Here is a 25816-nt window from a genome sequence, read left to right on the forward strand (position 1 = left end):
TAGTAAGCATTCTAAAAGCAGAAAGTCAAGAAAAAGCCTAATTATTTATTATTTAGAAATTCTGCTTGACTTTTAATGAAAGCGCTGTTAATCTCAAATTAAGAAAACGTTTCCGGAAATGTTTTTCCTAAATGTGAATGGAGGAAGAAAAATGGATACAAAGAAAAGACCGATCATTATTGATACGGACCCAGGAATTGATGATGCTGTAGCTTTAGCGATTGCACTGAATCATCCTAACCTAGAAGTTCGCTTAATAACGACGGTTGCAGGGAATGTAGATGTAGAAAAAACAACAAATAATGCCTTGAAACTTGTCGATTTTTTTGGGAAAAAGGTTCCTGTAGCCAAGGGGTGTAATTGTCCGTTACTTATTCAATTGGAAGATTCTGCTGAGATTCATGGGGAGACTGGCATGGATGGCTTTGAGTTTCCGCAACCTATCTCTACGTGTTTAGATATTCATGCAGTGGAAGCTATGCGAAAAGAAATTCTGTCTAGTGATGTTCCTTTGACCATTGTTCCAATTGCTGCATTAACGAATATTGCTTTGTTACTGACCCTCTATCCAGAAGTCAAAGAAAATATTGCAGAAATCGTCATGATGGGTGGCTCATTAGCAAGGGGAAATACAAATACAAGTGCCGAATTTAATACGTATGTCGATCCACACGCTGCACAAATTGTTTTCCAATCAGGTGTCCCGCTAACAATGGTAGGATTAGATGTTACAAGTCAAGCTGTGTTAACGAATCATGAAGTAACAGCCATCAGAGCGCTTGGTAGAGTTGGGGAAATGTTTTATGGTCTTTTCCGTCATTATAGAGGCGGCAGTCTAACTACAGGTTTGAAAATGCATGATGTCTGTGCGATTGCCTATTTAACTTCACCAGAATTATTTGAGACAACTGAAACGTTCATTGAAGTTGCTTTGGAAGGTCCAGCTGCGGGAGCTACTGTTGCGGATTTAAAAATGAAGTATCATAAAAACACGAATGCTGTTGCCTGTATAGATGTAAACGTTGAAGCTTTTCAAAAATGGGTTGTCGAAAAAATGAAAGCGGTTAATTAACTGAAGGAGGATAAGTATGATTGAAAGTTTATTGGTATTGGTCGTTTTAGTTGTTGTAGCCTATTTGATTGTAAAAAATTATCATCCCGCACTCAGCTTAATTATTGGTGCGCTTGTTCTACTTGCATGTGCATGGATGTTAGGACATCCCATTTATCCTGCAGAAGAAGGAACCGGTTTTGGATTATTTGATATTTTCTTGAAGTTTAAAGATACAATTATTGCACAAGTGAGTTCAGCAGGAATTGTAATTATGATTCTTTTTGGTTATTCAGGCTATATGAATGCAATCGGGGCCAATCAGATGGCTGTAAACTTTTTGGTGAAACCATTAATGAAGATTAAACGTAAATCGTTATTTGTCCCTGTGGTCTTTTTAATTGGAAATTTAATGTCACTAGTAGTTCCTAGTGCATCAAGCTTAGCGATTATTTTAATGTCTATATTATATCCGATGCTAGCCAGCATGGGGATTTCATCCTTAACTGCTGCAGGTGTGATTGCAATGACGGCAACTATCATGCCAACACCTTTAGGCGCGGATAACGTAATCGCCGCAAATACTCTTGGTTATGATGTGTTAAATTATGTTGTATGGAATGCCAAAATTTCGCTGCCATCGTTATTAATCATTGCGGTTGCACAGTACTTCTGGCAAAAATACTGCGATAAAAAAGAAGGTGAGGCTGCCTATGTTTCATTAAATGAAGAGGGCTTAAGCAAACAAAAAGAATTTGATGTTCCTAAATTTTATGCAATATTGCCAATATTACCGCTATTATTAATTGTTGGAGTGGGAATCGCAGGAATGTTTATTAAAGGAATAACGATGGATATTTTTGTTCTTACATTTATTTCTTTCTTCATTGCTGTATTGGTTGAGACGCTTCGCTTGAAATCTTTTAAAAAAGTTCAAGATACAGCTGTCGAGATGTTTAAAGGAATGGGGCAAGGGTTTAGTCAAGTTGTGATGCTTGTCGTAGGCGGTTCATTGTTCACGTCTGCGATTCAAACGTTAGGAATTATTGATAGTATTATGGCATCTGTCGAAGCGTCAAGTTCAGCAGGAATCGTTACGACCTTAATTTTCAGCGGTGCAACGACCCTTTTTGGAATTTTAAGCGGTGGTGGACTGGCAATGTTTTATGCGGTTATCGAACTAATTCCTGGGATTGCTGAAAAAGCTGGGATTGATGGTATTTTAATTTCCTTGCCAATGCAGATGATTGCGAATTTAACTAGAACGATTTCTCCTGTAGCAGCAGTTGTCATGATTGTCGCATCAACAGTAGGAGTTAGTCCCATCAGAATTTTAAAACGGACGAGTGTACCGACCATCATTGGCATTATTAGTGTGATTGTCTTATCGATTCTATTGTTACCTTATTAAGAGAATAAACAATGAAAATTAGAGTGGCTGATGAGAAAGAGTTACCGATGATTCTTCAATTTTTAACAGAAGTAAAGGCATATATGGATGTTGTGGGCATTACACAGTGGACAAAGGACTATCCTTCTCAAGGAGATATCCAAGAAGACATTACAAAAAAACGATTATATTTGCTAGTGCACGAAGAAATGATTTTTTCAATGGCAACGTTATGTATGGAGCAGGAACAAGACTTTGTTTGGTTAAAGCGCTTTGCAACTTCGCCTAATTATATTGCCAAGGGTTATGGCAGTTTGTTGTTCCATGAATTGGAGAAACGAGCAGTCTGGGAAGGAAGACGTAAAATGTATGCTCAGACTAATCATACAAACCATAGAATGATTCGATTTTTCGAAAGTAAAGGGTTCACAAAAATTCATGAATCTTTACAAATGAATCGCTTAGACTTTGGCTCTTTTTATTTATACGTTAAAGAATTGGAGAACCAATCCATCGTTTAAAATAAGAAAACAGGGAGCGTGGGACAAAAATCACTTTGGATTTTTGCTCCACGCTCAAAAACTGATAAACGGCGGGAACAAAAGCAACTCCTTCGGAAATAAGCCGAAATTCTCCAAAAATTAAAGAACAATTTTCGGAAATTCCTTCTTATTTCTCGGAGTTAAACGCTTCTGTCCCGACCTCCTGTTATTTTTCAAGGAAATAGTCAACTTAATTATACAAATAAAACACAAACACATTCGGGAACAGCAACATCTTTTTGAATCATTTCTAATAAGCCAGTTTCTTGGTTCCGACGATAAAGTGTTAAGTTATCAGAGTCTTGATTAGCGACAACAACGAAATCTTCAGAAGGATCTAAATCAAAATCTCTCGGAATATCGCCTTCTGTTGAAATTAATTGAATTAGTTCAATCGCTTCGCCATTTTCTGAAACAGCATAGACAGCAATTGAGTTATGGCCACGGTTTGAAGCATAAAGGAAACGGCCATCAGAAGAAATACGAATCGCAGCGCCACCATTAAACGCATCATAATCAGCAGGTAAAGTAGAAACTTTTTGTAATTCAGTGAAAGAACCATCTGTTTCATCATATGAAAGAACTGAAACAGTGCTATCTAACTCACCAAATAAATAAGCCAATGATTTTGTTGGGTGGAACACTAAATGACGTGGACCAGTCCCTGGCTCAGTCACGAATTGAGCGATTTCAGAAAGCTTTCCATCTAAGCTAACATTATACGTATACACACGATCGGTTCCTAGATCACAGACGACTAAGCGTTGATCAGGCGTCAAATCTGTGTAATGAACATGGGCATTGTTTTGGTTTTCATGAGGACCAGTTGGCTCTGTATGAATCACTTTGTCAGCATCTTCCAAAGAACCATCTTCTAAGATACGATACACGTGAACGATACCTTGGTGATAATTTGCTGCATAGACAAGTTGTCGGTTTTCGTCAACAGCTACATAACATGGCGGCGCACCTTCCTCAGTTACTTTATTCAATAAGTTAAAATGGTCCATTTCTGGTTGATAAGCGGCAGTGCCACCTTCACCGTCAACACTAGTGACGCTAAAAAGTTCGCCCTTTTGACTCAGAGCAAGATAGGTAGGACTCGTTTCTTCTAACAAAAGTGTCGCTTCTGTTAAACGACCTTGTGTCGTATCTAATGCAATTTTATAAATGCCTTGGCTGGCTCTTCGAGTATAGGTACCTAGTAAAATTTGTTCTAACATCACAATTCCTCCAATTTGTTTCAACACAATCACTTTTTATGAAAGTGCTTTTATATAATGTAGTATACCATAAGAAGTCTAAGAACAATAAAACTTTCTATCTGAGATGTTCGCATTTTAAAGTGGTTTGTGCTATTATGATGAGAGACTGTGATGACAGTCATTTTTTGATTTTTAGAGGGGTGACGAACATGTACGACAATACGGATAATAACGGGACCGTTCGTTGTTCATTTTGTGGGAAAACACAAGAAGAAGTAAAAAAAATTGTTGCTGGTCCGGGTGTCTATATTTGTAATGAATGTATTGATCTATGTAAAGAGATTATTGATGAAGAATTTTATGATGAAGCAGTCCGAGAATTAACGGATGTGCCAAAACCCCAAGAAATTTTAAATGTTTTAAATGAATATGTTATTGGACAAGAACGTGCAAAACGCACACTTTCTGTTGCTGTTTACAATCACTATAAACGTGTGAATCAATCAGAAACAGCTGCAACTCAAGATGACGTTGAATTGCAAAAAAGTAACATTTGTTTAATTGGACCAACAGGTTCAGGTAAAACTTTCTTGGCTCAAACGTTAGCAAAAACATTAAATGTACCTTTTGCAATCGCTGATGCGACCAGTTTAACAGAAGCAGGTTATGTAGGGGAAGATGTTGAAAATATCCTTTTAAAATTACTACAATCTGCTGACTATAATGTTGAACGTGCGGAAAAGGGCATTATCTATATTGATGAGATTGATAAAATTGCCCGTAAGAGTGAAAATGTTTCGATTACTCGAGATGTTTCAGGTGAGGGTGTTCAACAAGCCTTACTAAAAATTCTTGAAGGAACAGTTGCAAGTGTACCACCACAAGGGGGCCGCAAACATCCACATCAAGAATTTATCCAAATTGACACAACGAATGTTCTCTTCATCGTTGGTGGAGCATTTGATGGAATTGAAACCATTGTTAAAAACCGCTTAGGCGAAAAAACTATTGGTTTTGGTAAAACCAATTCTGCTTTAAATGAAGAAGAAAGCATCATGCAACATATTATTCCAGAAGATTTATTGAAATTTGGTTTAATTCCAGAATTTATTGGACGCTTACCTGTAATGGCTGCGCTTGATAAATTAACGAATGATGACTTGGTTCGAATTTTAACAGAACCGAAGAATGCCTTGGTGAAACAATATCAAAAATTATTGTCTCTTGATGACACTAAATTAGAATTTGAACCAGAAGCATTAAAAGCCATCGCAGCCAAAGCCATTGAACGTAATACTGGCGCACGGGGACTTCGTTCAATCATTGAAGAAATTATGATGGACGTAATGTTTGATGTTCCTTCAGATGAAAGCATTGAAAAAGTTATCATTACTAAAATGGCCGCTGAAGGTACCGGTAAACCAACAATTATTTATAACAAAAAAGATAAAGAAGCTGTATAAGATTGAAGCTGAAAACAGCTCTTTCGGCGGATCTCCGAAAGAGCTGTTTTTGTTAAGCTTTTGAATGAAAGACTGAACAGAAGAACGGAGGAAAACAATGAACGTACATAATGCAGAAATCGTGATTAGTGCGGTATCCCCTAAACAATATCCTGAATCTCAGTTACCGGAGATTGCTTTAGCTGGACGCTCGAACGTTGGGAAATCATCTTTTATTAATACCTTGATTAATCGTAAAAATTTAGCAAGAACTTCAGGTAAACCTGGTAAAACGCAAACGCTAAACTTTTATTTAATTGAGGATGCCTTACACTTTGTGGATGTTCCTGGCTATGGTTATGCCAAAGTTTCTAAAACAGAACGTGCGAAGTGGGGAAAAATGATTGAAACGTATATCACGCAACGTGAGCAATTACGTGCAGTCGTTTCTTTAATTGATTTACGTCATCCGCCGACCCAAGATGATATCCAAATGTATGAATTTTTGAAATACTATGATTTGCCAGTTATTATTGTGGCAACTAAGGCAGACAAAATTCCGCGGGGCAAATGGAACAAACACGAGAGTGTCATCAAAAAAGCCTTGAATTTTGATAAACAAGATGACTTTATTATTTTCTCTTCTGAAACAAAAGAAGGAAAAGAAGCAGCTTGGACAGCAATTGAAAAATTTCTATAGAAAAAAACAAGCAAAATTACTCTTTTGCTTGTTTTTTTGCTTCTTCTTTTTTTACTTCTTGTCGTTGTTTTGCCAGTTCTTCAAGAGGTACTTCTTTCTTTAATGGATCAACGGCGAAAGAATCGAAGAGTTTATCTAAGTCATTGGAACGTTCAAATTTTAATCCCATTTACTAAGCCTCCATTCCTTTTTTTATAGTGTAGCACGTTTTTTTTCATTTGGATAGCAACAGAAATGTAAGAATTCGTCATAGGTGCACCTGGTGTAATTTCTCGTAACTAAGACTTGCCAAACATGAAAAAACAAGCTATTCTTTAGTAAGAATTAGTTAGAAAGAAGGCACTTTATGAAAAATCCGTTAATCGGCGGTGTTCGTTTTTATCAACGATTTATTTCTCCAGGATTGCCTGCACGTTGTCGCTATTACCCAACGTGTTCACAATATATGATTGATGCAATTCATACACATGGAAGTGTCAAAGGAACAACGATGGGGGTAGCACGGATTTTACGATGTCATCCTTTTGTTAAAGGCGGCATTGACTATGTTCCGTTGAAATTTCGCTTGACGAAAAATCCTGATGAGACCTATCATGGACCGTATACGTATCGAAGAAATAAGAAAACAGAAGTAGAAAAGGATGGATAAATATGGCAATTTTAGCATTTGATCTTGGCGGTTCTTCCGTGAAATACGGCGTTTGGACAGGCAAAGAATTAACAAATCAAGGGAGCTTTCCAACACCTGGCTCTTGGGAAGAAATGAAAGCGCATTTATATTCGGTTTATGCAGACAAAAGAAATGAGTCGATTAGTGGTGTTGCTTTTAGTTCACCTGGAGTAGTTGACGAAAAAAGTCAACAGATTTTAGGGATTTCCGCCATTCCATATATTCATCATTTTAACATTTATGAAGAATTAGAAGCGTTGTTTGGCTTACCAGTGACTATCGAAAATGATGCGAATTGTGCTGGTTTAGCTGAGATATATGAAGGCGCGGCGAAAGGAAAAAAAGAAGTGCTTTTTGTCGTTATTGGGACAGGAATTGGCGGAGCGATTTTTCGCAATGGTGAATTGTACAAAGGCGCTCATTTATATGGAGGCGAGTTTGGACTGAACTTTTTAAGTAATGGCCAAACATTCAGTGAAATTGGCACAGCTGTCAAGATGGCTCAGCGCTATTGTGAACGAATTGGAGTCGAAAAACAGGCGGTGACAGGAGAAGAAGTTTTTGAACTGGCACAACGAGGGGATGAGATTGCTCGCGAAGAAGTCAATAATTTTTATGATTATTTAACACAAGGATTATTCGGCTTACAGTTTTCTTATGATCCTGAAATGATTGTACTCGGAGGCGGTGTTTCTGCTAAAGAAGGCTTATTAGCAGAGATTAATCGCCGGATGCTAACGCATTTACAGACCTTTGAATTAAAAGATTTTGTTCCAGAAATCGTGACCTGCCATTATCAAAATGATGCTAACTTGATTGGCGCAGCCGCCAACTTTCAAGCAAAAACGAATTGGGAACTATAAAGAAACAGCCGATTGTTATTCTCTTCAATCGGCTGTTTCTTTATTTATTTGCCTTGTCGTCAGTGCTTTCTTCTGCGTCAATCCGCGCTTGAACTTGTTGGCGTAAAGCTTCTAGTTCTTTTTCTTTCTTTTCTAATTCAGCTAAATCTTCAGAAATTTCATGGGCTTCTTCTGCTGGCTTAGGTTGTAAAAAGACGTTTAAACCAATCGCTATAAAGGTCCCAATGAATGTATCCAACACACGTTCCATTGCATATTGAAAGGAATCGCTTTGCGGAATACTTAAAGAAATCATTAAAAGTGTCGCAGTTGCAGAAATGATTCCAGCATTGTTATTAATCCCATCAGAAACAACGATGACGATAATGACTAAAAGTGGTAGTAGCAGTAATTCTACTAAGTGTTGATTAGGAAAATAATCTTGTGCTAATACATAAAGCAAAGCTAAAAAGCCACCCAATGTGTTTCCAATAATGCGCGATTTTCCAAAAGACAAACTGGTATTTAAATCTTGTCTTAGCGAAAAAACAGCTGCTAAACAGGCAATCATAGGTGAGCCACGATGGAAAAATTGAAATAAAAGAATACACAGCATGACAGCAATTGCTGTTTTTAACGTTCGCATGCCTAAACGAAATCGACCCACTATCATAAATATTCGCTCCTAAATAACTTTTCTCTTTAATGATAACCGAAATAGAGGTAAAATTACTAGAGAAAAGTGAAGAATTATTATTTTTTAAGGGGAGTATGCATGAAAATTGGTTTACGAACAGTCAAGACAGCCATTAGCGCTGCATTAGCAATGATTATTGCGGAAAAACTGGGATTACTTTATGCCCCTTCGGCAGGGATTATTTCAGTTTTAAGTGTTACTAGCACGAAAAAAACATCTGTCATGACAGGAATTTATCGTTTGTTATCCTTAGCTTTAGCAACTATTTTAGCGTATATTTGTTTTACTTTTTTAGGTTTTACAGCGATTGCTTTTGGTATTTTTTTGTTATTATTTATTCCAGCAGCTGTGTATTTTCAATTATCTGATGGGATTGTTGTGAGTTCCGTTTTGGTAACTCATTATTTAGTCGAAAAAAATCTTTCTTGGGCGATTATTGGAAATGAGTTTTTATTAATGAGTATTGGTGTGGGACTAGCGTTATTAGCTAATTCTTATATGCCTGATACAGAAAAACGTTTAAGAGAAGACCAAGAAGTCATTGAAACAATGTTTCGTAAAATTTTAAGGGAAATGGCGCTACATTTAAACAACGCTGCAGGAGAGCGAAATTTGGTCATGCATTGTGCAGATTTAAAAACCTTTATTCGCACAGGCGAGACGTGGGCCAAAAATCATGCCGAGAATCAATTGCTGTCTACCAATACGTATTATTTAGAGTACTTTGCGATGAGAAAAATGCAAAGTAATATTCTAAAAAACATGTTGGAATTATTAGAAGATATTACTGTTGATGCGCAACAAGTTCGTTATATTCAACAATTGTTGGAATATACGGCAGAAACATTTGCAGAGAATAATGATGGACAAGAAATTATGAATCGAATTAAGACCGTTTATGAAACCTATCGCACAAAACCATTGCCGCAAACAAGGAGTGAATTTGAAAATCGGGCGCGACTCTTTCAGTTTTTACAATTGTTTCAGTCATTCATTCAAGTCAAAGCGGACTTTGCCAAATTACAACTAGATAAATAAACAAAAAAGAAACCTTTTTAAACGGAGGTTTCTTTTTTTGTTCTCTTAAAAATTCAGGCAAGTTCTTTAGTATTCATTGAGAATGTGTTAAACTAATGAGAAAGAAAAATAAAAGGAATGACCGCAATGGATAATGCTCAAGTGAAGAGAAAACATTTCCGTTTTCCAGCATATGATGATGAACAGGGCGTAAAATTACCAACAGATAATGAACGTAACTTATTTCAAGATGATCTGATTGGTAAAGCAATGTCAGGTAGCAGAAGAACTGCAACATCTGCCGAAGATACCAGACAAAGCACACCATCCGTCCAACAACCAACAACGAATCAATCAACTACAAATAAACAAACACAACAATTAACAGCAGCACAACAAGAGCAATTAGCACGTCATCGTTCTAATTTGCCAGACTACACAAAACATGCTAGTAAAGCAACGAAAAATAAACAAGCAACGAAAAAAAATAATAGCCTTTTTGGGACGCCAAAAGGAAATGGCTGGACACAAACGTATAAAAAAAAAGAAGTCGTAGCGAAACCAAGTAGACCTGCCGCATCACCATTAGTGCAGAAAACGACACCTTCTTATTTTGTTCCTAAATATATCCCGGCTTCTGTGATTCCTGAGGAACAGGAACCTAGTTTTACTGAAGAAGAGTTGCTAAAAGCAATGAAAAAAGATCGGCGTTCATATGTCATTCTTGATGATGAACCAACGGCTTTTCAAGTGAAAGATACGGAAGAAGATCCAACGGTGCGGAAGTTTAATATTCCAACCTCAGAACCTGAGATTCCTTTAACTAGACGACAATATCAACAAATCAAACCAGACTTAGAACGTTTTGGCGAAGATGCGTTGGATTTACGTTCGCGTTCCCGTTTGAATGCCGCAAAGAAAAATGCTAAAAGTCAAACGGCTTATGGGAAAAAATTAGCTAAAGCGAATGCTCAAGTGGAGCCGGAAGCACCTGTGACAGAAGAAAAGAAAAAGGGTATCTTGGATAAACCATTAAGTGGGATGCTAGAAGATTCAAGTTCTGTATTAGAAAACAGTAAATATTTTAGTTAAGAGATGAAACTTGCATGTGGAATTGAAACATGTAAGTTTTTTATTCTGTTTTAATAGTTGATTATTTTTTTGTTTTATACGATAATGAATCTCGTATGATTGAAATTTTTTTAAAAAAGGTATGTTTTATATAGTGACAGAGAAGAGGATTATAATGGGAAATCAAGAGAACAAATTATACCATTTTGTCGGAATCAAAGGTTCTGGCATGAGCTCATTAGCGTTGGTCTTACACCAAAAAGGCTACAACGTTCAAGGATCAGACGTAGAAGAGTATTTCTTTACACAACGGGATCTTGAAAAATCAGGTGTCCCTATTTTACCATTTAATGCAGATAATATTGATAAAGACATGATTGTTATTGCTGGAAATGCTTTTCCAGATACCCATGAGGAAATCGCCCGCGCCATCGAATTAGGCGCAGAAGTAATTCGTTACCACGATTTCATTGCTCGTTTTATCGAACCGTATACAAGCATTGCTGTAACAGGGTCACACGGGAAAACAAGTACGACTGGTTTGCTAGCACATGTATTAAGTGGTATCAATCCAACTAGTTATTTAATAGGGGATGGCACTGGCCACGGCGAACCAGATGCTGATTTCTTTGCATTTGAAGCGTGTGAATATCGCCGTCATTTCTTGGCTTATTCACCAGATTATGCGATTATGACGAATATCGATTTTGATCATCCAGATTACTACAAGAGCATTGAGGACGTTTTTTCAGCGTTCCAAACAATGGCTCATCAAGTCAAAAAAGGAATTTTTGCTTATGGTGATGATAAGTATCTTCGTCAGTTAGAATCAGAAGTGCCAGTTTATTATTATGGCGTCAGCGAAGAGGATGATATCCAAGCCCGAAATATTCAACGAACAACGGAAGGCTCATCTTTTGATGTTTATCACAAGGATGATTTTGTAGGTCATTTTGTCTTACCAGCATTTGGCCATCACAATATCATGAATGCGCTAGGTGTGATTGCTGTGGCTTATTTTGAAAAACTTGATATGCAAAAAGTCGCAGAAGAAATGCTAAGTTTTAAAGGTGTAAAACGTCGTTTTAGCGAGAAAAAAGTCAGTGACATGATTATTGTTGATGATTATGCGCACCATCCAGCTGAAATTAAAGCAACGATTGATGGCGCTCGTCAAAAATATCCTGATAAAGAAATTATTGCTGTCTTCCAGCCACATACATTTACACGAACAATTGCCTTAATGGATGAATTTGCTGAAGCACTGGATTTAGCAGATGAAGTATTCTTATGTAATATTTTTGGCTCTGCGCGTGAAACACAAGGCGAGGTACGCATTGAAGATTTAGGTGAAAAAATTCAAAAAGGTGGACAAGTAATTACCGAAGATAATGTGTCGCCTTTACTAGATTTTGAAAATGCAGTGGTTGTCTTTATGGGCGCTGGCGACGTTCAGAAATTTGAACAAGCCTACGAAACATTACTAAGTAACACAACTAGAAACGTTTTATAAGAGAACATAAAAAAAATCGGGACAGGGGTATCTGGCTTCAAAAAATAAGAAGCTGCTCCTGTTCCGTTGTTTGTTTTTAGAATGCTAGCATGGTAGATAAGTTGGTTTTGTTTAAACATCCTTTAAGGACTACTTTTTAGCTTGCCTTTTAAGTACATTTTGGTACAATTATCTTATCAATAACGGAGGTGTACTAATTTGAATATCGGAAAACCGAGAAAATTAGGCAAAACCATCGAAGATATCGAAGAGGGAGATTCGTTGTCCTTGACAGAGTCAATTGAAGACAAGGACTTATTACTTTACTTGGGCTTGACCAATGATGCGAATCCTTTATATATCCAACATGATTATGCCCAAAAAACAGAATATGAAAAACCAATCGTACCATCAATTATGCTGATGGGAATTATCACTAGTGCGATTTCAAAACATTTACCAGGACCAGGTTCACATGTTGTTAATTTCTCTGTGAACTTTGTGGAACCCGTTTTTCATTACGAAACATTAACTTTCCAATTAGAAGTAATCAAAGTTGACAAAATGAAAGATGTGATTACCATTTCAGTTGAGGCTGTTAATGAGCAAGAAAATCGCGTGTTAGATGCAGTGGTGATGGTTCAACCACCCCAAGTGACGATTGATGAACTAACAGAGAAAGAAGGGACTTTAACTTATGAATAATCAAGAATATATCCAAACTGGCACAGGTTTGAATAAATTTTATGCCAAAATTTACGGATTTTTAGCGTTAGGAATTGGTATTAGCGCAATCATGGCTTATGCAATGACAACTGTCTTTTCACCTGTTCTAGCTACTTTATTCCAATCAAGCTTAGCTTTTTGGATGATTTGGCTTGTTGAAATTGGCTTAGTTTTATATCTAGGCGCAAAAGCACAGAAGAATCCAACTATTGCGATTGCAGGATTTGTTGCGTATGCATTATTAAATGGTGTCACTTTATCCGTGACGTTATTAATGTATACTGGTGGAACAGTGGCCGGCGCATTTTTAAGTGCAGCAGCTACCTTTGGCGCGATGTCATTAGTAGGTGTCTTTACGAAGAAAGACCTATCAGCAGTTGGTCATGCCGCTTATAGTGCCTTAATCGGAATTATCATTGCGATGTTGCTAAATATGTTCCTTTTACACAGTAATGCTGTAGAATTCTTTATTTCCATTTTAATGGTCCTAATTTTCTCAGGGATTACTGCTTACGATAACCAACGTATTCGCCAAGTCTATGCGCAAACAGGTGATCAAGCAGGTACTGGGATGGCCGTTTTCTTCGCATTACAATTATACCTTGACTTCATCAACTTATTCTTAGCTTTCTTAAGAATTTTTGGTAAAAACAACTAACATGAACGTAAAAGAGCCAATCTGCTGAGCAGATTGGCTCTTTTTTTAACCCATTCCAATAGCGAAATTCAACAGTTTATCGGAGTATGTTGGGTTTTCTAAATCGGTTTTCATTGTTTCATTCAGTAGACTGAGCTGATCGGTAATGATACCATCGACGCCATAAAAAATCATTCGCGTCATAACATCTTCATCATTTGCTGTCCAAGCATAAACCTTTTTCCCATCATGATGAGCGGCATTTACAAAGTTACGATTCATTGTACTGTATTCCATAGTAAAAAAGTCAACTGGCATTTTAGGCGGTCCCACAATGTTGAAAGGAATAACGTAGCCTACATAAAAGCGTGGTTCTTCTTTCTTTAAGGCCATCGCCGTATCATAGGTTAAGGTATGAAGGATATGGCCGTTTTCTAAAATATTTTCACGGTATTGTTTGACAAAGCGCTGTACTAAATCAGGGCTATCCTGAGGCGTGGTTTTGATTTCAATTAATAAACGTTGTTTTAATTGATTGGCTTTGGCTAAATAATCATCAAAAGAAACCATTTTAGCAGTTTGACCATTTTCTGTGACATTCATGTTCGTTAATTCTTTAAGTGTTAATTGATTTGGTCGTTTATTAACACCCGTTAACGCCCGTAAATTAAAATCGTGCATGACAATAAATTGATGGTCTTTGGTTTCTTGAATATCCATTTCAACATAATCAGGTTTTGCCTTATTGGTCTCGATTAAAGAGTCCAAGGTGTTTTGAACGCCATTGTTACCATTAACACCACGATGGGAGATGGTAACCGGTTTTCGGTCAGGTGTATGACTTAGGTAATTCGTATTATAGGTGCCTACACCAATTCCGAAGATGATTGCAATCAAACAAAAAAGAACGACTCTGAAGGTGGTCCATTCTACCCGAACCTCTGATTTCGGGGTGAACCATTCTGGCGTGTCAGGCAAAATCCCTTCATCCTCCATATCATCAACAATAATGTAAAAAATAGCAACACTAGACAACACCAAGTTTAAGAGCATCATAACCTGAAGGAGCGTCATAGCGATGACAGCGCTAGGTAAAGACCACTCAGGTTTAAACGTTTCGACTGCGGTTTGACCTAAAAATATCAAGAAATAGCCAGCCGTAAAAATCCCTAAAACAGTTCCACCAATGATAATAAATTGTCCTAAAATCTGGAAAAAGCGTCGCTTTGTAATTTGCCAACTACGTTTTAAAGACTCACGAAAACCAACATCACGTAAAATCAACTCTGGAAGGGCAAAAGCAAGTCGAATCGCTAAATATAAGATAATCAGTTCTAACAATACGAAACCAATAATAATAATGACGCGATTTGCAAAAATAAAATCTAAGATAAAGGCTGGAATCTTAACTCTTGTTAATAAATAAGAGCGGAAGGTTAACCCACTTAATGGTAAAATCAAAAAGAAATATGCCAGGAAAAACAGAAAGGTAATTCCTCGAACTTTTTTGATCTGAAGCAAGGTGCCGTGCAATAATTGCGTTAGAGTAATTGGTTGCTTTTTCTTAATAAAATAAACACTAAGCAATAAAAAGGTAAATTCAAAAAAGAGCGCTAGTAAAATTAACAGCCCAATTAGTAGAAAAGTCAAAAGGACATAGGGATGTTGCGTAGCAATTGCCCCTAAGTTATCGTAGGAAATATAATCAATCCCACCTTCTTTGAGTACCAATTTGGACAAACTTGTCAATAAAGGCAATAGAACGAATAACATAAATCCGTGCATCAAGAGCACATCGCGAAAATACGCCGTTGTCCCTTTAAGAAAATCTAGCGTATTCACAATACTATTTTTAAAATAACTAAACATCAAAAGTCCCCCAGTTTCTACCAAAATTCCATAATAAAAGGACTAAATCAAACTGACACAGGCAGAGTTTTGATTTAGTCCGTTCGCTTTTTTATTTATTTTACATTCCCAGTAAGCTAGTTAAAAATGTACCGCCATAAATTAACGCAAGACTATATAAATAGATAGAAGCAGGTTTTGCTAATAAAATAATCAGAGTAAATTTTTTCACAGACATTTTTGTTAAACCGGCCATTAAACAAAGCGCATCATCCGGTGCAATCGGGAAGAAAATTGCTAAAGCAAACAATCGTTCAAAACGTTTTTCATTGTCTAACCAACCGATATACTTGTTATATGTTTTATCACTGACAAGGCTCATAATGAATGGTTTCCCATAATTACGACCTAATAAGAAAATGATAATAGAGCCAAGTGCAATACCAACGTAATTATAGACGAAGCCCATTGTTGGCCCGAAAATCAAGACCCCTGCAGCACAGCTAACACCACCAGGAATAATCGGAATAACCACTTGAATAATCTGAATTAACATGAAAATAATCGGACCGAGAATGACAGATTGCCCTACTAGTCCTCTTAGTGCATTGATGTCCTTGAAGACACCTAATCGGATAAAATAGATGGTTGCAATTATGGTTGCAACAATGCCCAAAATGGAAATAATATTAACAATTTTTCTAGATAGGGTAACACTCACATTTCTCATCTCCTTTAGTTATACTCATCGTACTTTTAGTATATAACTTTTTATCAATAAAAAACATCGTTTGTTCTTTCTGCAAACGAACAAAGTTGTAAGATACGCATCGTTTGATAAGTTTATTATACAAAAAAAGAGACAGAAAAGACATCCTACTTAAGACCCATTCTGCACTGATCTTTCGAAAGAGAGTAAAAGAAACGAAAGTGGCGCATCTTTTAGTAATATTATAGAGGGGCAAAGAGTGAAATTAAATTTGCATCCACGTCTTTAATGATTGCGTATCGTTGGCCCCAAGGTGCATTCCAAGGTTCTTTAAAAACAATGTAACCAGCTTGGCTCATTTTTTTCACGGTGTTATCAACTTCTGCGGCCGTTTCACAAAGAAAAGCAAGTTCAATTTTATCGCCTTGTTGGCTAGGCGCAAACCCATAGACACCAGTAATCATTTGTAGTGAATTTAAAGAAATCCTGACGCCATTGTTTTGTAATTCTGTGTAATCAGGCGAAGCTTCTCCCAGCACGTTAAAACCTAGCGTTTGGTAAAAAGAGAGTGCTTGTGTCATATCGTTGACGATAATACCGACCATATCTAACTTCATCCTCATAACCTCCGATCTATGATAAAATAAGTGTAAGGGATTTTTTGGTAAAAACCAAACGATTTATAGCGAAAGTGCTTAAAAAATTAAAATGTAACAGTTTACAACGAAGAATAAGAAGACTATAATTATGTTAACTAGTTTTAGGTGTACCTAAAAGTGAAATGTGTGAACAAGATAGATTGAGGGATGTTGGATGAAAGAAAAGAAAACGGAAAAAATGCTTAATTATGCAAATGGACCTAGTTTAGAAGAGATAAATAATACCGTCGAGGTACCTAAAAACGCTAGCTTTTGGCGAACTTTGCTAGCCTATAGCGGACCTGGCGCTTTAGTGGCTGTTGGTTATATGGATCCAGGAAATTGGATTACGTCAATTGCTGGCGGAGCGGAATATAAGTACACGTTACTTAGTGTGATTTTACTTTCTAGTTTAGTTGCCATGTTACTACAAAGTATGGCTGCGCGCTTAGGAATCGTGACAGGAATGGATTTAGCTCAAGCGACTAGAGAGCATACAAGTAAACGAACGGGCGTTGCCTTGTGGGTGGTGACGGAGTTAGCCATAATGGCAACAGATATCGCTGAGGTAATTGGTGGTGCCGTTGCTTTGCAATTATTATTTGGTTTTCCATTATTAATTGGTGTGTTGATAACAACGTTTGATGTTTTATTACTGTTGCTACTGACAAAGTTAGGCTTTCGCAAAATCGAAGCAATTGTTTCTTGTTTAATTGCAGTTATCTTTTTTGTTTTTGCTTATGAAGTGGCATTAGCAGATCCAAATGTTGGTGAAGTATTACGAGGTTTTATTCCAGACACAAAAATAGCGACAGATAAATCCATGTTATTTTTAGCCTTGGGGATCGTTGGAGCGACAGTCATGCCTCATAACTTATATTTGCATTCTTCCATTGCGCAAGCACGGAAATTTGATCGTAACGATGATGCTGAGAAAGCCAAAGCAATTCGTTTCACTACTTGGGATTCAAATATTCAATTAACTGTTGCTTTCGTCGTAAATTGTTTGTTGTTAATTTTAGGAGGAGCATTATTTTATGGAACCAACAGTGAATTAGGTAAATTTGTTGATTTATTTGATGCTCTGAAAAATCCAGATATTGTTGGTAATATTGCTAGCCCAGTGTTAAGTATTCTTTTTGCAATTGCTTTACTGGCTTCGGGTCAAAATTCAACGATTACAGGTACGCTGTCAGGACAAATTGTAATGGAAGGCTTTATCCATTTAAAAATGCCGTTGTGGGCACGACGAGTGTTAACTCGTTTGTTAGCAATTGTGCCAGTCATTATCTGTGTCATTATTTATGGCGGTAGCGAAACGGCTGTTGAAGACTTGTTACTTTATACGCAAGTTTTCCTAAGTATTGCTTTGCCAGTGTCGATTATTCCTTTAACGATGTATACAAGTGATAAAAAATTAATGGGCCAATTTGCGAATCCATCGTGGGTGAAATTTTTAGCTTGGATTATTGCTATTGCCTTGACGTTATTGAATTTATTTTTAATTTATGGCACATTAACCGGTTTAACGAATTAATAAAAACAAAGGCTAACTGGAAAAGGGAACTGACCTAAGATTGTGAGACAGGAATAAAAAAGCATTTTCCTAGACTGCTGATTTCCGATAATCTATCGGCGATTGGTAGTCTAGTTTTTGTTGAATTCGACTTTCATTATAATAAGTAATGTATTTTTTTACAATTTCTATTACAATAGATGTAGGTTCATTTGTGAGCCCATCTAAGTAGAACGTTTCAGACTTTAGTGAGGCATGAAACGATTCGATGCAGGCATTATCTGAAGGTGTCCCTTTGCGGGACATACTCATGGTAATGCCTTTTGTTTTTATTTGATTCTGGTAGTCAAAAGAAGTATAAACAGAGCCCTGATCACTATGCAATAGACAATCCGTTGTTTGGGGCAATTGATCAAGTGTATCCAGAACAAAAGCCGTATCTTGCTTATCACCGATGGTATAGGCAATAATTTCACCATTGTATAAATCCATAATTGAAGACAAATACAATTGCTTTTGACCAAAAGGCAGATAAGTAATATCTGTTACCAATTTCTTTAAAGGAGCGTCTGAAGAAAATTGTCTATTTAGCTTGTTCTCGACAACCGTGTAAGGTTGTCCCACTTTACTGCGTTTCTTCATTTTCACGCGACAATTCCAATGATATTTCTGCATAATCTTTTGTACGGTGTTTTTGTTTACTTTGTATTCCTGATTAATCAACGCAGTAATCTTTCGATAGCCATATCGAAACTTATGTTGGAAGCAAAGTCGACGAACAGCTTCTTCAAGAGGTGTTAACTTTCCCAAGTCTTTTCGATGAGTCCAACGATAATAAGTAGCTCGCGAAACGCCGAAAAGTTGACACAATGCAGTAATGGTTATTTTTCCTTTCATTCTTTTAACTAATTCTACAAATATTTCTGGCTCCACGTCCTTTCCAATTCTTTGTACTTTTTTAGCACCTCAATATGCATTTTTAAATAGTTATTTTCATTTCTAAGCTGTTGTTCATTTGATAGAATTTCTGGACCTTTTCCATAAGCATATTGTTTTCCAACGGGTTGAACCAGACGATGATTCTCGCCATTACGGTACCAACGCCACCATGTTTCAATTTGTGTTTTGTTTTTAATTCCTAATTCTGCCATAATTATTTTTACAGGAATATTCTCTTTTTTCATCTGTATAGCCATTTCTTTGATGTGAATCGGATAAGAAACTCGATTTCCCATTGAAAAAGCACCTCCTAGTTAAATTCATTTTAACGTGAATTCAACAAGAGGTGCTTTTTTATTTTGTCTCAGTTTATTGGGTCAGTTCAAAAGTTGGCCTTTGTTTTTTCATAGAATTTGCGCGTAAGAAATGGTAGAATAGGAAAGATGAAATACAAGGAAGAGAGGATTTCACGTGACAGATTATTTAAATGTAGGAAAAATTGTGAACACACAAGGAATCAAAGGGGAAGTTCGGGTCATTTCGAAAACGGATTTTCCAGAAGAACGTTATCAAAAAGGGGCAACGTTACTGTTATTTCAAGAGAAAAAAGCACCAATTGAATTGGTCGTGAAGTCCCACCGCAAGCATAAGAATTTTGACATTTTAAGCTTTGAAGGACATCCAAATATCAACGATGTTGAAAAATATCGTGACGGTATTTTAAAAGTTGCAAAAGACAATCTCGCTGAATTGGCAGAGGACGAATTTTATTATCACCAAATCATTGGTGCTACTGTTTACGATGAAACCGGCAGTGAACTAGGAAAAATTAAAGAAATTTTATCTCCTGGCGCGAATGATGTGTGGGTCGTCCAACGACCAAAGAAAAAAGATTTACTTTTACCGTATATTGAAGGCGTTGTTACAAAAGTCGATGTCGAAAATCAACGGATTGATGTGGATATTCCAGAAGGATTGATTGACGATGAGAATTGATGTATTAACTCTTTTTCCTAGAATGTTTGAAGGACCAATGGGGGAATCAATTATTGGGAAAGCTCGGGAAAAGCAGTTATTAGAATTGAATGTCTCTAATTTTCGCGATTTTTCAGATAACAAACACCAAACGGTCGATGATTATCCGTATGGCGGTGGCGCGGGGATGCTTTTAAAAGTACAACCGATCTATGATAACCTAAAAGCAATTGAAGAAGAGACAAACCAGCAACCAAAACGGGTCATCTTATTAGATCCGGCAGGAAAACCGTTTAATCAAAAAATGGCCGAGGAATTTTCACAAGAAGAACATTTAGTTTTTATTTGTGGACATTATGAAGGCTATGATGAGCGAATTCGCACGATGGTCACAGATGAAGTTTCATTGGGGGATTATGTCCTAACAGGTGGCGAATTAGGTGCGATGGTTATGATTGATGCAACAGTCCGTTTATTACCTGATGTCTTAGGTAACAATCTTTCTGCACAAACGGATTCACATTCCACTGGCCTATTAGAGCATCCACAATATACCAGACCTGCTATTTTCAATGATATGGAAGTCCCTGCCGTGCTAACGAATGGTAACCATAAATTAATTGCAGAATGGCAACTAAAAGAATCATTACGACGGACCTTTTTGCGTCGACCTGACATGTTGGAATCAGTAGAAATGACGCCTGAAATGTTGAAGTTATTAGAGGAAATTAAACAAGAAGAGCAAAAATAAGGGAACTTTCAAGAAAATTCTCTTTACAGCTTATTTTGTCTGTGGTAAACTAATTTGGTGAGTGCAATGCGCTCTAACTATTACAATATTCCGCTGTGGCAGAAGTGACCATAAGAATATTTGGGAATAAGGAGAAGGATAAAATGAATCCATTAATTCAAGAATTAACACAAGAACAATTACGTACGGATATTCCTGCGTTCCGCCCTGGTGACACTGTTCGCGTTCATGCGAAAGTAGTCGAAGGTACTCGTGAACGTATCCAGTTATTCGAAGGTGTTGTAATTAAACGCCGTGGTGCTGGAATCAGCGAAACTTACACAGTACGTAAAGTTTCAAATGGTGTTGGTGTGGAACGTACATTCCCATTACACACACCACGTGTTGCTCAAATTGAAGTGGTTCGCTACGGTAAAGTACGTCGTGCAAAACTTTACTACTTACGCGCATTACACGGAAAAGCAGCTCGTATCAAAGAAATCCGTCGTTAATCTTTACTATTCGACAAATGAACACCCTCTTGCTCAGCAAGAGGGTGTTTTTGTGTGTAATTAAGTGGAAAATCACTTTGACTTTTTTTTGAAGTCACATAAGTGTGAAAATTAGGTTTTTGGACAATGATTCAGAAATCTTTTGAAAATTGAAGGTGTGAGGAAATTTAGAAAGATAAAAAGAGGGAGTACTGAAAACCAAAATTTCAGTTAAGTGCTTGGATCAAGAAACAAAAACTACGTTAGTTTGTCAATATCAGTTGAAATTGGAGAAGAAGCAGAATGGGGTGATAGTATTGGCAAATCAATTATTCAGGGCCATAGTTACAGGATTTTTGTTTTTTATATTCAATCAAAAAGAAATAAATACAAAGAGCACAGATAAGTATTTTAGCAAGTAACCAATAAATAGCAGGACTGTTGGTGCTATAAGAATACAAGAAAATAGTAGTAAACTTAATTAAGAATCGTTTGCTATTTAAATAGTGTTCTTTTCCTTTTAAAATATATACGATAAAATAAGTATATTAATTGTAAAAGGACATGATAATTATGGAAGAATTAGAATGGAATAATTTTTATGTTTGCTATAGTTTTGAGGGTAGTGATTCTTTTAATAACTGTCAAGATAGTAGATTACTTTGCGAATACTCCTGAAGTACAAATACAGAGAAAACTTCCTGAGTTTGAAAAAGTGCCACCTTATGATCCAAGAGATAATTCATTTCTGATACAAATTATTCTTTAAGTAGGACAACGACTAAGTTTATTTACCAAACCATTACAATAAGAAAAGGTGCAAGTATACCTAATTACTATTGGTATGATGATGGTCAATTTAGAGGAAATCTAAAACTTCAACGTTGGCAAGACTACGGAGAAGATCCAAACATAAGAGGATATATCTGTACTTATGGAGGCTACGTTACCAATGGTTCAAGCCCGGCGCAAAGAATTGTCGATATTAATGAACAATAGCTATTCTAACTTTATGTAATAGGAGGGAGTAATCATGAAAAAAATCGGGTATTTTAGTTGTATTATTTTTTTCATGTTTTTGGTAGGTTGTAGTAATAACAAAAAAGAAAACGGCAATCTTTTGAATGCCAGTTCGTTTCCTTTAATACTCACCACGATTATTGAAAAGGAAGAAGACCTAACGAAAGGTTCAATTTTTTTCAACAAGGATAAAACCATGACGCTTGAAAAAGAATATTTAGTTAATCCCAATAATGAAGATACAAAAAAAACAAGTAGAACAGAAAAAAAGGTATATAAAAATATTAAAATACAAGAAAATAAAGAGAACTATGAAATTACAGGTCAATTGGACAAAAAAACGAAAAAAATAGAGTTTAAAAAAGTTGATGAAGGTAAACGTATATCTGATGCAGAAGGTAATGTGTATGGTGATTTTGGTGGTAAATAGGATAGTTAAGTCATAAAAAAGAAGGCTAAAAATTTTTATTTTTTTCGTCTCTATATTTTCTGATGCTGGTAAAAAAACTAACATCAGAAAGTATAGAGACGTTTTTGTGTAATTAAACAAAAAATCAACATTGACTAAGACCAGAAATACTTTCTATAGTTGTTCCGAGTTGCTCTAATATAAGACACCAAATTGATAACCATTTGTTTGATAAAACTCTATTAATTGTGGCAATGCTTGTTTTGTTAATTCCTTATCTACTGAATCATGCATTAAGACTACTCTAATATTATAATCCGGATAAACCTCAAGTGAATGTTGATGGAAAGCGAGCATTTCGGCGACTGTAGTAGGCTGTCTGTCTAACGGCTCCGCATCCCCAACCATCGCATTCCAGTCAATCCAATGGATGCCAAGTTGTTTGAATAATTCATCAGATTTTTCTGTACCTCCCCATGACATATGACCTCCTGGGTATCGCCAGAGAGTTGTTTGAAATGTTTCGCCCAATATTTTTTTAAGAGAGTTCTTCATGGTTGCTATTTCCGCTTGTATTTCTTCAGTGTTGACAATCCCGTTTGGATATAACGTTGCATAATCATGAGTTGAACTATGAAAGCCTATTGAATGTCCTTCTGCAACTTCGCGTTTCACTATCTTTTGATTTTCGGAAGTTAGGGTATTTCCTACAAGAAAAAAAGTTGCGTGGACGTTATACTTTTTTAATGTATCTAGGACTTGTGGGGTTATTTGATTATTAACGCCATCATCAAAGGTTAAGAATACTAATTTTTCACCTTTGTAAGGTTCTTCTCCAGTTATATATTTTCTAATTTTGTCTGCTGAATAAGCATATTTTTTTGATGAAATAGTCATGTGTGTTGATTCCTTTTCTAACTTGGTTGGGGAATCTTTTTTTGCAGTTGAATTTTTAGTCGATGTCTGCGTAGTATCATCATTTTTACTTGTTATCTTGGGTTGAGTTAATAGGAACGTTTGAATGAAAACAAGAACAATGAGGATTAACGCACCAAATAATACATACTCGTTTATTTTGAATTTTCTTTTCTTATGTCGCATACTTTCACTCCTCTTTGGTTAATGAAAAAGTTAAAAAATACACCTCCACGTTATACAAAATTGAACGTCCTATTAGTTATAGACGAATTTGAGGACCAAAAAGTTTCAATTTTTTCAATTTAGTTAGTTGTTTATTTAATAAAAAATAAAAGGTTGCTAGAGGATGAAAGGAGTATAATTTATTTATCTAGAAGAGTAATCGGAATGAGAAAGGGCTGTGGAAATGGATCATCAACAGGTGTTGAAAAATGAAATTAAACAATATTTAGTGAGTAAAAACTGTGAGAAGACGTATTATCATTGTATGGAAGTTGGAGAGTATGCCTATCAACTTGGTGAAAAATATTTAACTAGTCCAGAAAAAGTAAGTATTGCAGGATATTTACATGATATCTCTGCGGTTTATCCAAATAATCAGAGAATTAGTGTCGCACAAAAATATGGGATTGAATTAAACGAAGCAGAAATGGCCTTTCCAATGATAATTCATCAAAAAATTTCTAAGTCTATTGCGAAAATGGATTTTGGTATTGAAGACAATGAAATTTTATCAGCTATTGAATGCCATACAACATTGAAGAAAAACTATTCGGACATAGATTTAGTTTTGTTTGTCGCTGATAAAATAAAGTGGGATCAAGAAGGTAAACCACCATACTTAGATGGTTTATTACAAGCTTTAAATTGTTCTTTAGAAAATGCCGCATATTTCTATATCGATTATATTTTGAAACACGATATTAAAGTTGTGCATCCTTGGTTATGGGATGCTTACAATCAACTTAATTTGACAATTAAATAACAAATAAATATAGCCGTTTTTAGTCGAGTTTTGCTGGTGAGAAAAGGGGAAAAGTAGTACAGTATTCTTGTCAGAAAGAAGGGATTCCCAATGAAAAAAATAATCTTGATAGGTCTTTTATTGAGTATTTTATCAGGATGTTCTTCCAACAAAAATGGTGACAGCACTGCAAGCAAGCCGACAGCAACATCAGAAATGAAAGCACCTGTTACCGTTAACAACAGCCAAGCGAGTCAAATGAGCACGAAGTCAAAATCTAGTACGACTCAAAGTAATTCTTCTGCTTCTAGTAAAGCTGAAAATCAGTTGTGGTCTGCGCAAAAAAAGCACAGTTACAACAATTTATGGCTGATTGGGGGCAACGGATGAACCAAACGTATAAAGAATATACACCAGGAAATTCAATCAATTTTAATGGCGTCCAAGCGCCTGATGGTCTAGTAGGAAATGTTACTATGCAACCAGCGATTGATCAGCATCCCATTTATTTAGAATGGTCTGAAAATGGACAAGTGAAGGATGGATATGCGTTAGTTGCTGTTTACTCTGATGCAGAAACGCAACCAGAAATGCAAAAGCATTTGTATTTATTCACCATCGTTAACAACCAGCCCTTAGTTTTAGTGACGATGCAAAATCAAGGAGATCCTTATGGCTATCTGTATTTTGGAGCAACAGATAATGCAGAGTTGAGGGCTGGGTTTGAAAAAATTGTAGGTGCCCCGTCAATTACTAAAGAACAAATCCCAAATATTTCAGTCAATCCGTGGTCTTCAAAAGAGGAAGCGATTGATTTTTACGAAGGAATGTATAAAAACACGGCAAACGAAATTTCAACTCAAATTGACTGGCATAACTATCAGCGGGCAAATTGGCGCGAGGTAGAAACAAAAGGCGACACTATGACATTACATTTTGCCAACGTGGGCGGTGCTGGGGGCTCATATACACAATTCACGAAAGTTGGTACGAATACTATTGTTGTATCGTTTGATGGCAATGCTTCTTATCCCGATAACCCAAGTAGCGTTTTACTCGTGCAAAACAGTGATTATAAAGTTTTAAGGACTTTGAATCAGTAATAGGGGAAATACATCGTTTACTTAAACATAGGCAAAGGCGGGTTGCTTACCTTTTTATAAGTAACCTGTCTTTG

Annotated in this window: 26 protein-coding genes and 1 pseudogene; 19 read left to right on the forward strand and 8 right to left on the reverse strand. The window is 36.4% G+C overall.

Features of this window, described 5'->3' with window-relative positions; genetic code table 11:
• Positions 1-118 precede the first annotated feature (118 nt).
• From rihC to IGK96_RS05450, 3 genes are read left to right on the forward strand one after another with little or no spacing between them, the layout of a single operon-like run.
• Positions 119-1072: a ribonucleoside hydrolase RihC gene (rihC, locus tag IGK96_RS05440; RefSeq protein ID WP_002383111.1), complete on the forward strand. Its 954-nt coding sequence runs from the start codon at positions 119-121 to the stop codon at positions 1070-1072.
• 16 nt (positions 1073-1088) lie between these two features.
• Positions 1089-2462, forward strand: coding sequence for a C4-dicarboxylate transporter DcuC (gene dcuC, locus IGK96_RS05445; protein ID WP_438755927.1), 1374 nt, complete (start codon positions 1089-1091; stop codon positions 2460-2462).
• Between the two features lie 11 nt (positions 2463-2473).
• On the forward strand, positions 2474-2962 hold the full coding sequence (locus tag IGK96_RS05450) for a GNAT family N-acetyltransferase (RefSeq protein ID WP_002381769.1): 489 nt from the start codon (positions 2474-2476) through the stop codon (positions 2960-2962).
• A gap of 215 nt (positions 2963-3177) precedes the next feature.
• On the opposite strand, the gene IGK96_RS05455 is transcribed toward IGK96_RS05450, so the two are convergent.
• Entirely contained in the window at positions 3178-4206 is a 1029-nt protein-coding gene (locus IGK96_RS05455) for a lactonase family protein (RefSeq protein WP_002381770.1), read from the reverse strand.
• Positions 4207-4397: 191 nt separating this feature from the next.
• Between IGK96_RS05455 and clpX the strand changes: the two genes are divergently transcribed.
• Positions 4398-5651, forward strand: coding sequence for an ATP-dependent Clp protease ATP-binding subunit ClpX (gene clpX, locus IGK96_RS05460; RefSeq protein WP_002357154.1), 1254 nt, complete (start codon positions 4398-4400; stop codon positions 5649-5651).
• Positions 5652-5748: 97 nt separating this feature from the next.
• Positions 5749-6330: a ribosome biogenesis GTP-binding protein YihA/YsxC gene (yihA, locus tag IGK96_RS05465; protein ID WP_002357155.1), complete on the forward strand. Its 582-nt coding sequence runs from the start codon at positions 5749-5751 to the stop codon at positions 6328-6330.
• Between the two features lie 16 nt (positions 6331-6346).
• On the opposite strand, the gene IGK96_RS05470 is transcribed toward yihA, so the two are convergent.
• Positions 6347-6499: an SPJ_0845 family protein gene (locus IGK96_RS05470; RefSeq protein ID WP_002357156.1), complete on the reverse strand. Its 153-nt coding sequence runs from the start codon at positions 6497-6499 to the stop codon at positions 6347-6349.
• A 177-nt stretch (positions 6500-6676) separates the two neighbouring features.
• On the opposite strand from IGK96_RS05470, the gene yidD reads away from it, so the two are divergent.
• Positions 6677-6979 carry a membrane protein insertion efficiency factor YidD gene (yidD, locus tag IGK96_RS05475; protein WP_002357157.1) on the forward strand — a complete coding sequence of 101 codons (303 nt, stop codon included), beginning with the start codon at positions 6677-6679 and terminating at the stop codon, positions 6977-6979.
• Positions 6980-6981: 2 nt separating this feature from the next.
• Positions 6982-7863, forward strand: a complete 882-nt coding sequence (locus tag IGK96_RS05480) for an ROK family protein (protein WP_002360061.1) — start codon at positions 6982-6984, stop codon at positions 7861-7863.
• A 40-nt stretch (positions 7864-7903) separates the two neighbouring features.
• Here the strand turns inward: IGK96_RS05480 and IGK96_RS05485 are convergent, their stop codons facing one another.
• A complete protein-coding gene (locus IGK96_RS05485) occupies positions 7904-8515 on the reverse strand; it encodes an FUSC family protein (RefSeq protein WP_010713300.1) in 612 nt (203 codons plus the stop codon).
• A gap of 102 nt (positions 8516-8617) precedes the next feature.
• Here IGK96_RS05485 and IGK96_RS05490 point away from each other — a divergent pair, with 102 nt between their 5' ends.
• The 5 genes from IGK96_RS05490 to IGK96_RS05510 all read left to right on the forward strand — a co-directional run bounded on the left by IGK96_RS05490 (position 8618) and on the right by IGK96_RS05510 (position 13503).
• The gene (locus tag IGK96_RS05490) at positions 8618-9577 is read left to right on the forward strand and encodes an aromatic acid exporter family protein (protein ID WP_002360063.1); all 960 of its coding nucleotides are present in this window, start codon (positions 8618-8620) and stop codon (positions 9575-9577) included.
• A gap of 117 nt (positions 9578-9694) precedes the next feature.
• A complete protein-coding gene (locus IGK96_RS05495) occupies positions 9695-10648 on the forward strand; it encodes a hypothetical protein (protein WP_002360064.1) in 954 nt (317 codons plus the stop codon).
• Positions 10649-10802: 154 nt separating this feature from the next.
• Positions 10803-12140 (forward strand): UDP-N-acetylmuramate--L-alanine ligase, encoded by a 1338-nt coding sequence (gene murC / locus IGK96_RS05500; RefSeq protein WP_002357163.1) that lies wholly within the window; start codon positions 10803-10805, stop codon positions 12138-12140.
• A gap of 198 nt (positions 12141-12338) precedes the next feature.
• The gene (locus IGK96_RS05505; protein ID WP_002357164.1) at positions 12339-12824 is read left to right on the forward strand and encodes a MaoC/PaaZ C-terminal domain-containing protein; all 486 of its coding nucleotides are present in this window, start codon (positions 12339-12341) and stop codon (positions 12822-12824) included.
• The gene (locus IGK96_RS05510; RefSeq protein ID WP_010777778.1) at positions 12817-13503 is read left to right on the forward strand and encodes a Bax inhibitor-1/YccA family protein; all 687 of its coding nucleotides are present in this window, start codon (positions 12817-12819) and stop codon (positions 13501-13503) included. The genes IGK96_RS05505 and IGK96_RS05510 overlap by 8 nt, the downstream gene beginning before the upstream one ends.
• A 45-nt stretch (positions 13504-13548) precedes the next feature.
• Here IGK96_RS05510 and IGK96_RS05515 read toward each other — a convergent pair whose 3' ends face one another.
• The 3 genes from IGK96_RS05515 to IGK96_RS05525 all read right to left on the reverse strand — a co-directional run bounded on the left by IGK96_RS05515 (position 13549) and on the right by IGK96_RS05525 (position 16656).
• Positions 13549-15351, reverse strand: a complete 1803-nt coding sequence (locus tag IGK96_RS05515; protein ID WP_002364138.1) for a glycerophosphoryl diester phosphodiesterase membrane domain-containing protein — start codon at positions 15349-15351, stop codon at positions 13549-13551.
• A 100-nt stretch (positions 15352-15451) separates the two neighbouring features.
• The gene (locus IGK96_RS05520) at positions 15452-16051 is read right to left on the reverse strand and encodes a TVP38/TMEM64 family protein (RefSeq protein ID WP_002357169.1); all 600 of its coding nucleotides are present in this window, start codon (positions 16049-16051) and stop codon (positions 15452-15454) included.
• A 230-nt stretch (positions 16052-16281) separates the two neighbouring features.
• Positions 16282-16656 (reverse strand): VOC family protein, encoded by a 375-nt coding sequence (locus IGK96_RS05525; protein WP_002381774.1) that lies wholly within the window; start codon positions 16654-16656, stop codon positions 16282-16284.
• Positions 16657-16852: 196 nt separating this feature from the next.
• On the opposite strand from IGK96_RS05525, the gene IGK96_RS05530 reads away from it, so the two are divergent.
• A complete protein-coding gene (locus tag IGK96_RS05530) occupies positions 16853-18214 on the forward strand; it encodes an Nramp family divalent metal transporter (RefSeq protein ID WP_010828837.1) in 1362 nt (453 codons plus the stop codon).
• A 69-nt stretch (positions 18215-18283) separates the two neighbouring features.
• Here the strand turns inward: IGK96_RS05530 and IGK96_RS05535 are convergent.
• Positions 18284-19428, reverse strand: a protein-coding gene (locus tag IGK96_RS05535) for an IS3 family transposase (RefSeq protein ID WP_096397480.1) whose coding sequence is annotated in 2 segments (ribosomal slippage) — positions 18284-19155 and positions 19155-19428 — 1146 coding nt in all. Because the reading frame shifts where the segments join, the coding sequence is not laid out codon by codon here.
• 175 nt (positions 19429-19603) lie between these two features.
• Between IGK96_RS05535 and rimM the strand changes: the two genes are divergently transcribed.
• From rimM to IGK96_RS05555, 4 genes are all read left to right on the forward strand, one after another.
• Positions 19604-20128 carry a ribosome maturation factor RimM gene (gene rimM / locus IGK96_RS05540; protein WP_002360070.1) on the forward strand — a complete coding sequence of 175 codons (525 nt, stop codon included), beginning with the start codon at positions 19604-19606 and terminating at the stop codon, positions 20126-20128.
• Positions 20118-20858: a tRNA (guanosine(37)-N1)-methyltransferase TrmD gene (trmD, locus tag IGK96_RS05545; RefSeq protein ID WP_002381776.1), complete on the forward strand. Its 741-nt coding sequence runs from the start codon at positions 20118-20120 to the stop codon at positions 20856-20858. The genes rimM and trmD overlap by 11 nt, the downstream gene beginning before the upstream one ends.
• 143 nt (positions 20859-21001) lie before the next feature.
• Positions 21002-21349 carry a 50S ribosomal protein L19 gene (rplS, locus tag IGK96_RS05550; RefSeq protein ID WP_002357176.1) on the forward strand — a complete coding sequence of 116 codons (348 nt, stop codon included), beginning with the start codon at positions 21002-21004 and terminating at the stop codon, positions 21347-21349.
• A gap of 1012 nt (positions 21350-22361) precedes the next feature.
• Positions 22362-22778 (forward strand): hypothetical protein, encoded by a 417-nt coding sequence (locus IGK96_RS05555; protein WP_010828836.1) that lies wholly within the window; start codon positions 22362-22364, stop codon positions 22776-22778.
• A 174-nt stretch (positions 22779-22952) separates the two neighbouring features.
• Here IGK96_RS05555 and IGK96_RS05560 read toward each other — a convergent pair whose 3' ends face one another.
• Positions 22953-23858, reverse strand: a complete 906-nt coding sequence (locus IGK96_RS05560; protein WP_085443058.1) for a polysaccharide deacetylase family protein — start codon at positions 23856-23858, stop codon at positions 22953-22955.
• A 223-nt stretch (positions 23859-24081) separates the two neighbouring features.
• Here IGK96_RS05560 and yqeK point away from each other — a divergent pair, with 223 nt between their 5' ends.
• Together yqeK and IGK96_RS05570 are read left to right on the forward strand one after the other, a co-directional pair.
• Positions 24082-24660 (forward strand): bis(5'-nucleosyl)-tetraphosphatase (symmetrical) YqeK, encoded by a 579-nt coding sequence (gene yqeK, locus IGK96_RS05565; protein WP_010713303.1) that lies wholly within the window; start codon positions 24082-24084, stop codon positions 24658-24660.
• A gap of 90 nt (positions 24661-24750) precedes the next feature.
• Positions 24751-25742, forward strand: a pseudogene (locus IGK96_RS05570) (DUF4767 domain-containing protein).
• The last annotated feature ends 74 nt before the right edge of the window (positions 25743-25816 follow it).

It is taken from the genome of Enterococcus sp. DIV0682 (assembly GCF_051712685.1).
Taxonomy (GTDB): domain Bacteria; phylum Bacillota; class Bacilli; order Lactobacillales; family Enterococcaceae; genus Enterococcus; species Enterococcus faecalis.

What these genes read in the sequence shown, in the direction of transcription:
- yihA (WP_002357155.1), top strand. Translation starts at nt 5,749, where the DNA reads ATGAACGTACATAATGCAGAAATCGTGATTAGTGCGGTATCCCCTAAA.
- IGK96_RS05455 (WP_002381770.1), bottom strand. Translation starts at nt 4,206, where the DNA reads ATGTTAGAACAAATTTTACTAGGTACCTATACTCGAAGAGCCAGCCAA.
- IGK96_RS05470 (WP_002357156.1), bottom strand. Translation starts at nt 6,499, where the DNA reads ATGGGATTAAAATTTGAACGTTCCAATGACTTAGATAAACTCTTCGAT.
- yidD (WP_002357157.1), top strand. Translation starts at nt 6,677, where the DNA reads ATGAAAAATCCGTTAATCGGCGGTGTTCGTTTTTATCAACGATTTATT.
- IGK96_RS05515 (WP_002364138.1), bottom strand. Translation starts at nt 15,351, where the DNA reads ATGTTTAGTTATTTTAAAAATAGTATTGTGAATACGCTAGATTTTCTT.
- IGK96_RS05510 (WP_010777778.1), top strand. Translation starts at nt 12,817, where the DNA reads ATGAATAATCAAGAATATATCCAAACTGGCACAGGTTTGAATAAATTT.
- yqeK (WP_010713303.1), top strand. Translation starts at nt 24,082, where the DNA reads ATGGATCATCAACAGGTGTTGAAAAATGAAATTAAACAATATTTAGTG.
- IGK96_RS05490 (WP_002360063.1), top strand. Translation starts at nt 8,618, where the DNA reads ATGAAAATTGGTTTACGAACAGTCAAGACAGCCATTAGCGCTGCATTA.
- IGK96_RS05495 (WP_002360064.1), top strand. Translation starts at nt 9,695, where the DNA reads ATGACCGCAATGGATAATGCTCAAGTGAAGAGAAAACATTTCCGTTTT.
- IGK96_RS05530 (WP_010828837.1), top strand. Translation starts at nt 16,853, where the DNA reads ATGAAAGAAAAGAAAACGGAAAAAATGCTTAATTATGCAAATGGACCT.
- IGK96_RS05480 (WP_002360061.1), top strand. Translation starts at nt 6,982, where the DNA reads ATGGCAATTTTAGCATTTGATCTTGGCGGTTCTTCCGTGAAATACGGC.
- IGK96_RS05450 (WP_002381769.1), top strand. Translation starts at nt 2,474, where the DNA reads ATGAAAATTAGAGTGGCTGATGAGAAAGAGTTACCGATGATTCTTCAA.
- IGK96_RS05555 (WP_010828836.1), top strand. Translation starts at nt 22,362, where the DNA reads ATGAAAAAAATCGGGTATTTTAGTTGTATTATTTTTTTCATGTTTTTG.
- rplS (WP_002357176.1), top strand. Translation starts at nt 21,002, where the DNA reads ATGAATCCATTAATTCAAGAATTAACACAAGAACAATTACGTACGGAT.
- murC (WP_002357163.1), top strand. Translation starts at nt 10,803, where the DNA reads ATGGGAAATCAAGAGAACAAATTATACCATTTTGTCGGAATCAAAGGT.
- trmD (WP_002381776.1), top strand. Translation starts at nt 20,118, where the DNA reads ATGAGAATTGATGTATTAACTCTTTTTCCTAGAATGTTTGAAGGACCA.
- rihC (WP_002383111.1), top strand. Translation starts at nt 119, where the DNA reads ATGTTTTTCCTAAATGTGAATGGAGGAAGAAAAATGGATACAAAGAAA.
- IGK96_RS05560 (WP_085443058.1), bottom strand. Translation starts at nt 23,858, where the DNA reads ATGCGACATAAGAAAAGAAAATTCAAAATAAACGAGTATGTATTATTT.
- IGK96_RS05525 (WP_002381774.1), bottom strand. Translation starts at nt 16,656, where the DNA reads ATGAAGTTAGATATGGTCGGTATTATCGTCAACGATATGACACAAGCA.
- dcuC (WP_438755927.1), top strand. Translation starts at nt 1,089, where the DNA reads ATGATTGAAAGTTTATTGGTATTGGTCGTTTTAGTTGTTGTAGCCTAT.
- clpX (WP_002357154.1), top strand. Translation starts at nt 4,398, where the DNA reads ATGTACGACAATACGGATAATAACGGGACCGTTCGTTGTTCATTTTGT.
- IGK96_RS05485 (WP_010713300.1), bottom strand. Translation starts at nt 8,515, where the DNA reads ATGATAGTGGGTCGATTTCGTTTAGGCATGCGAACGTTAAAAACAGCA.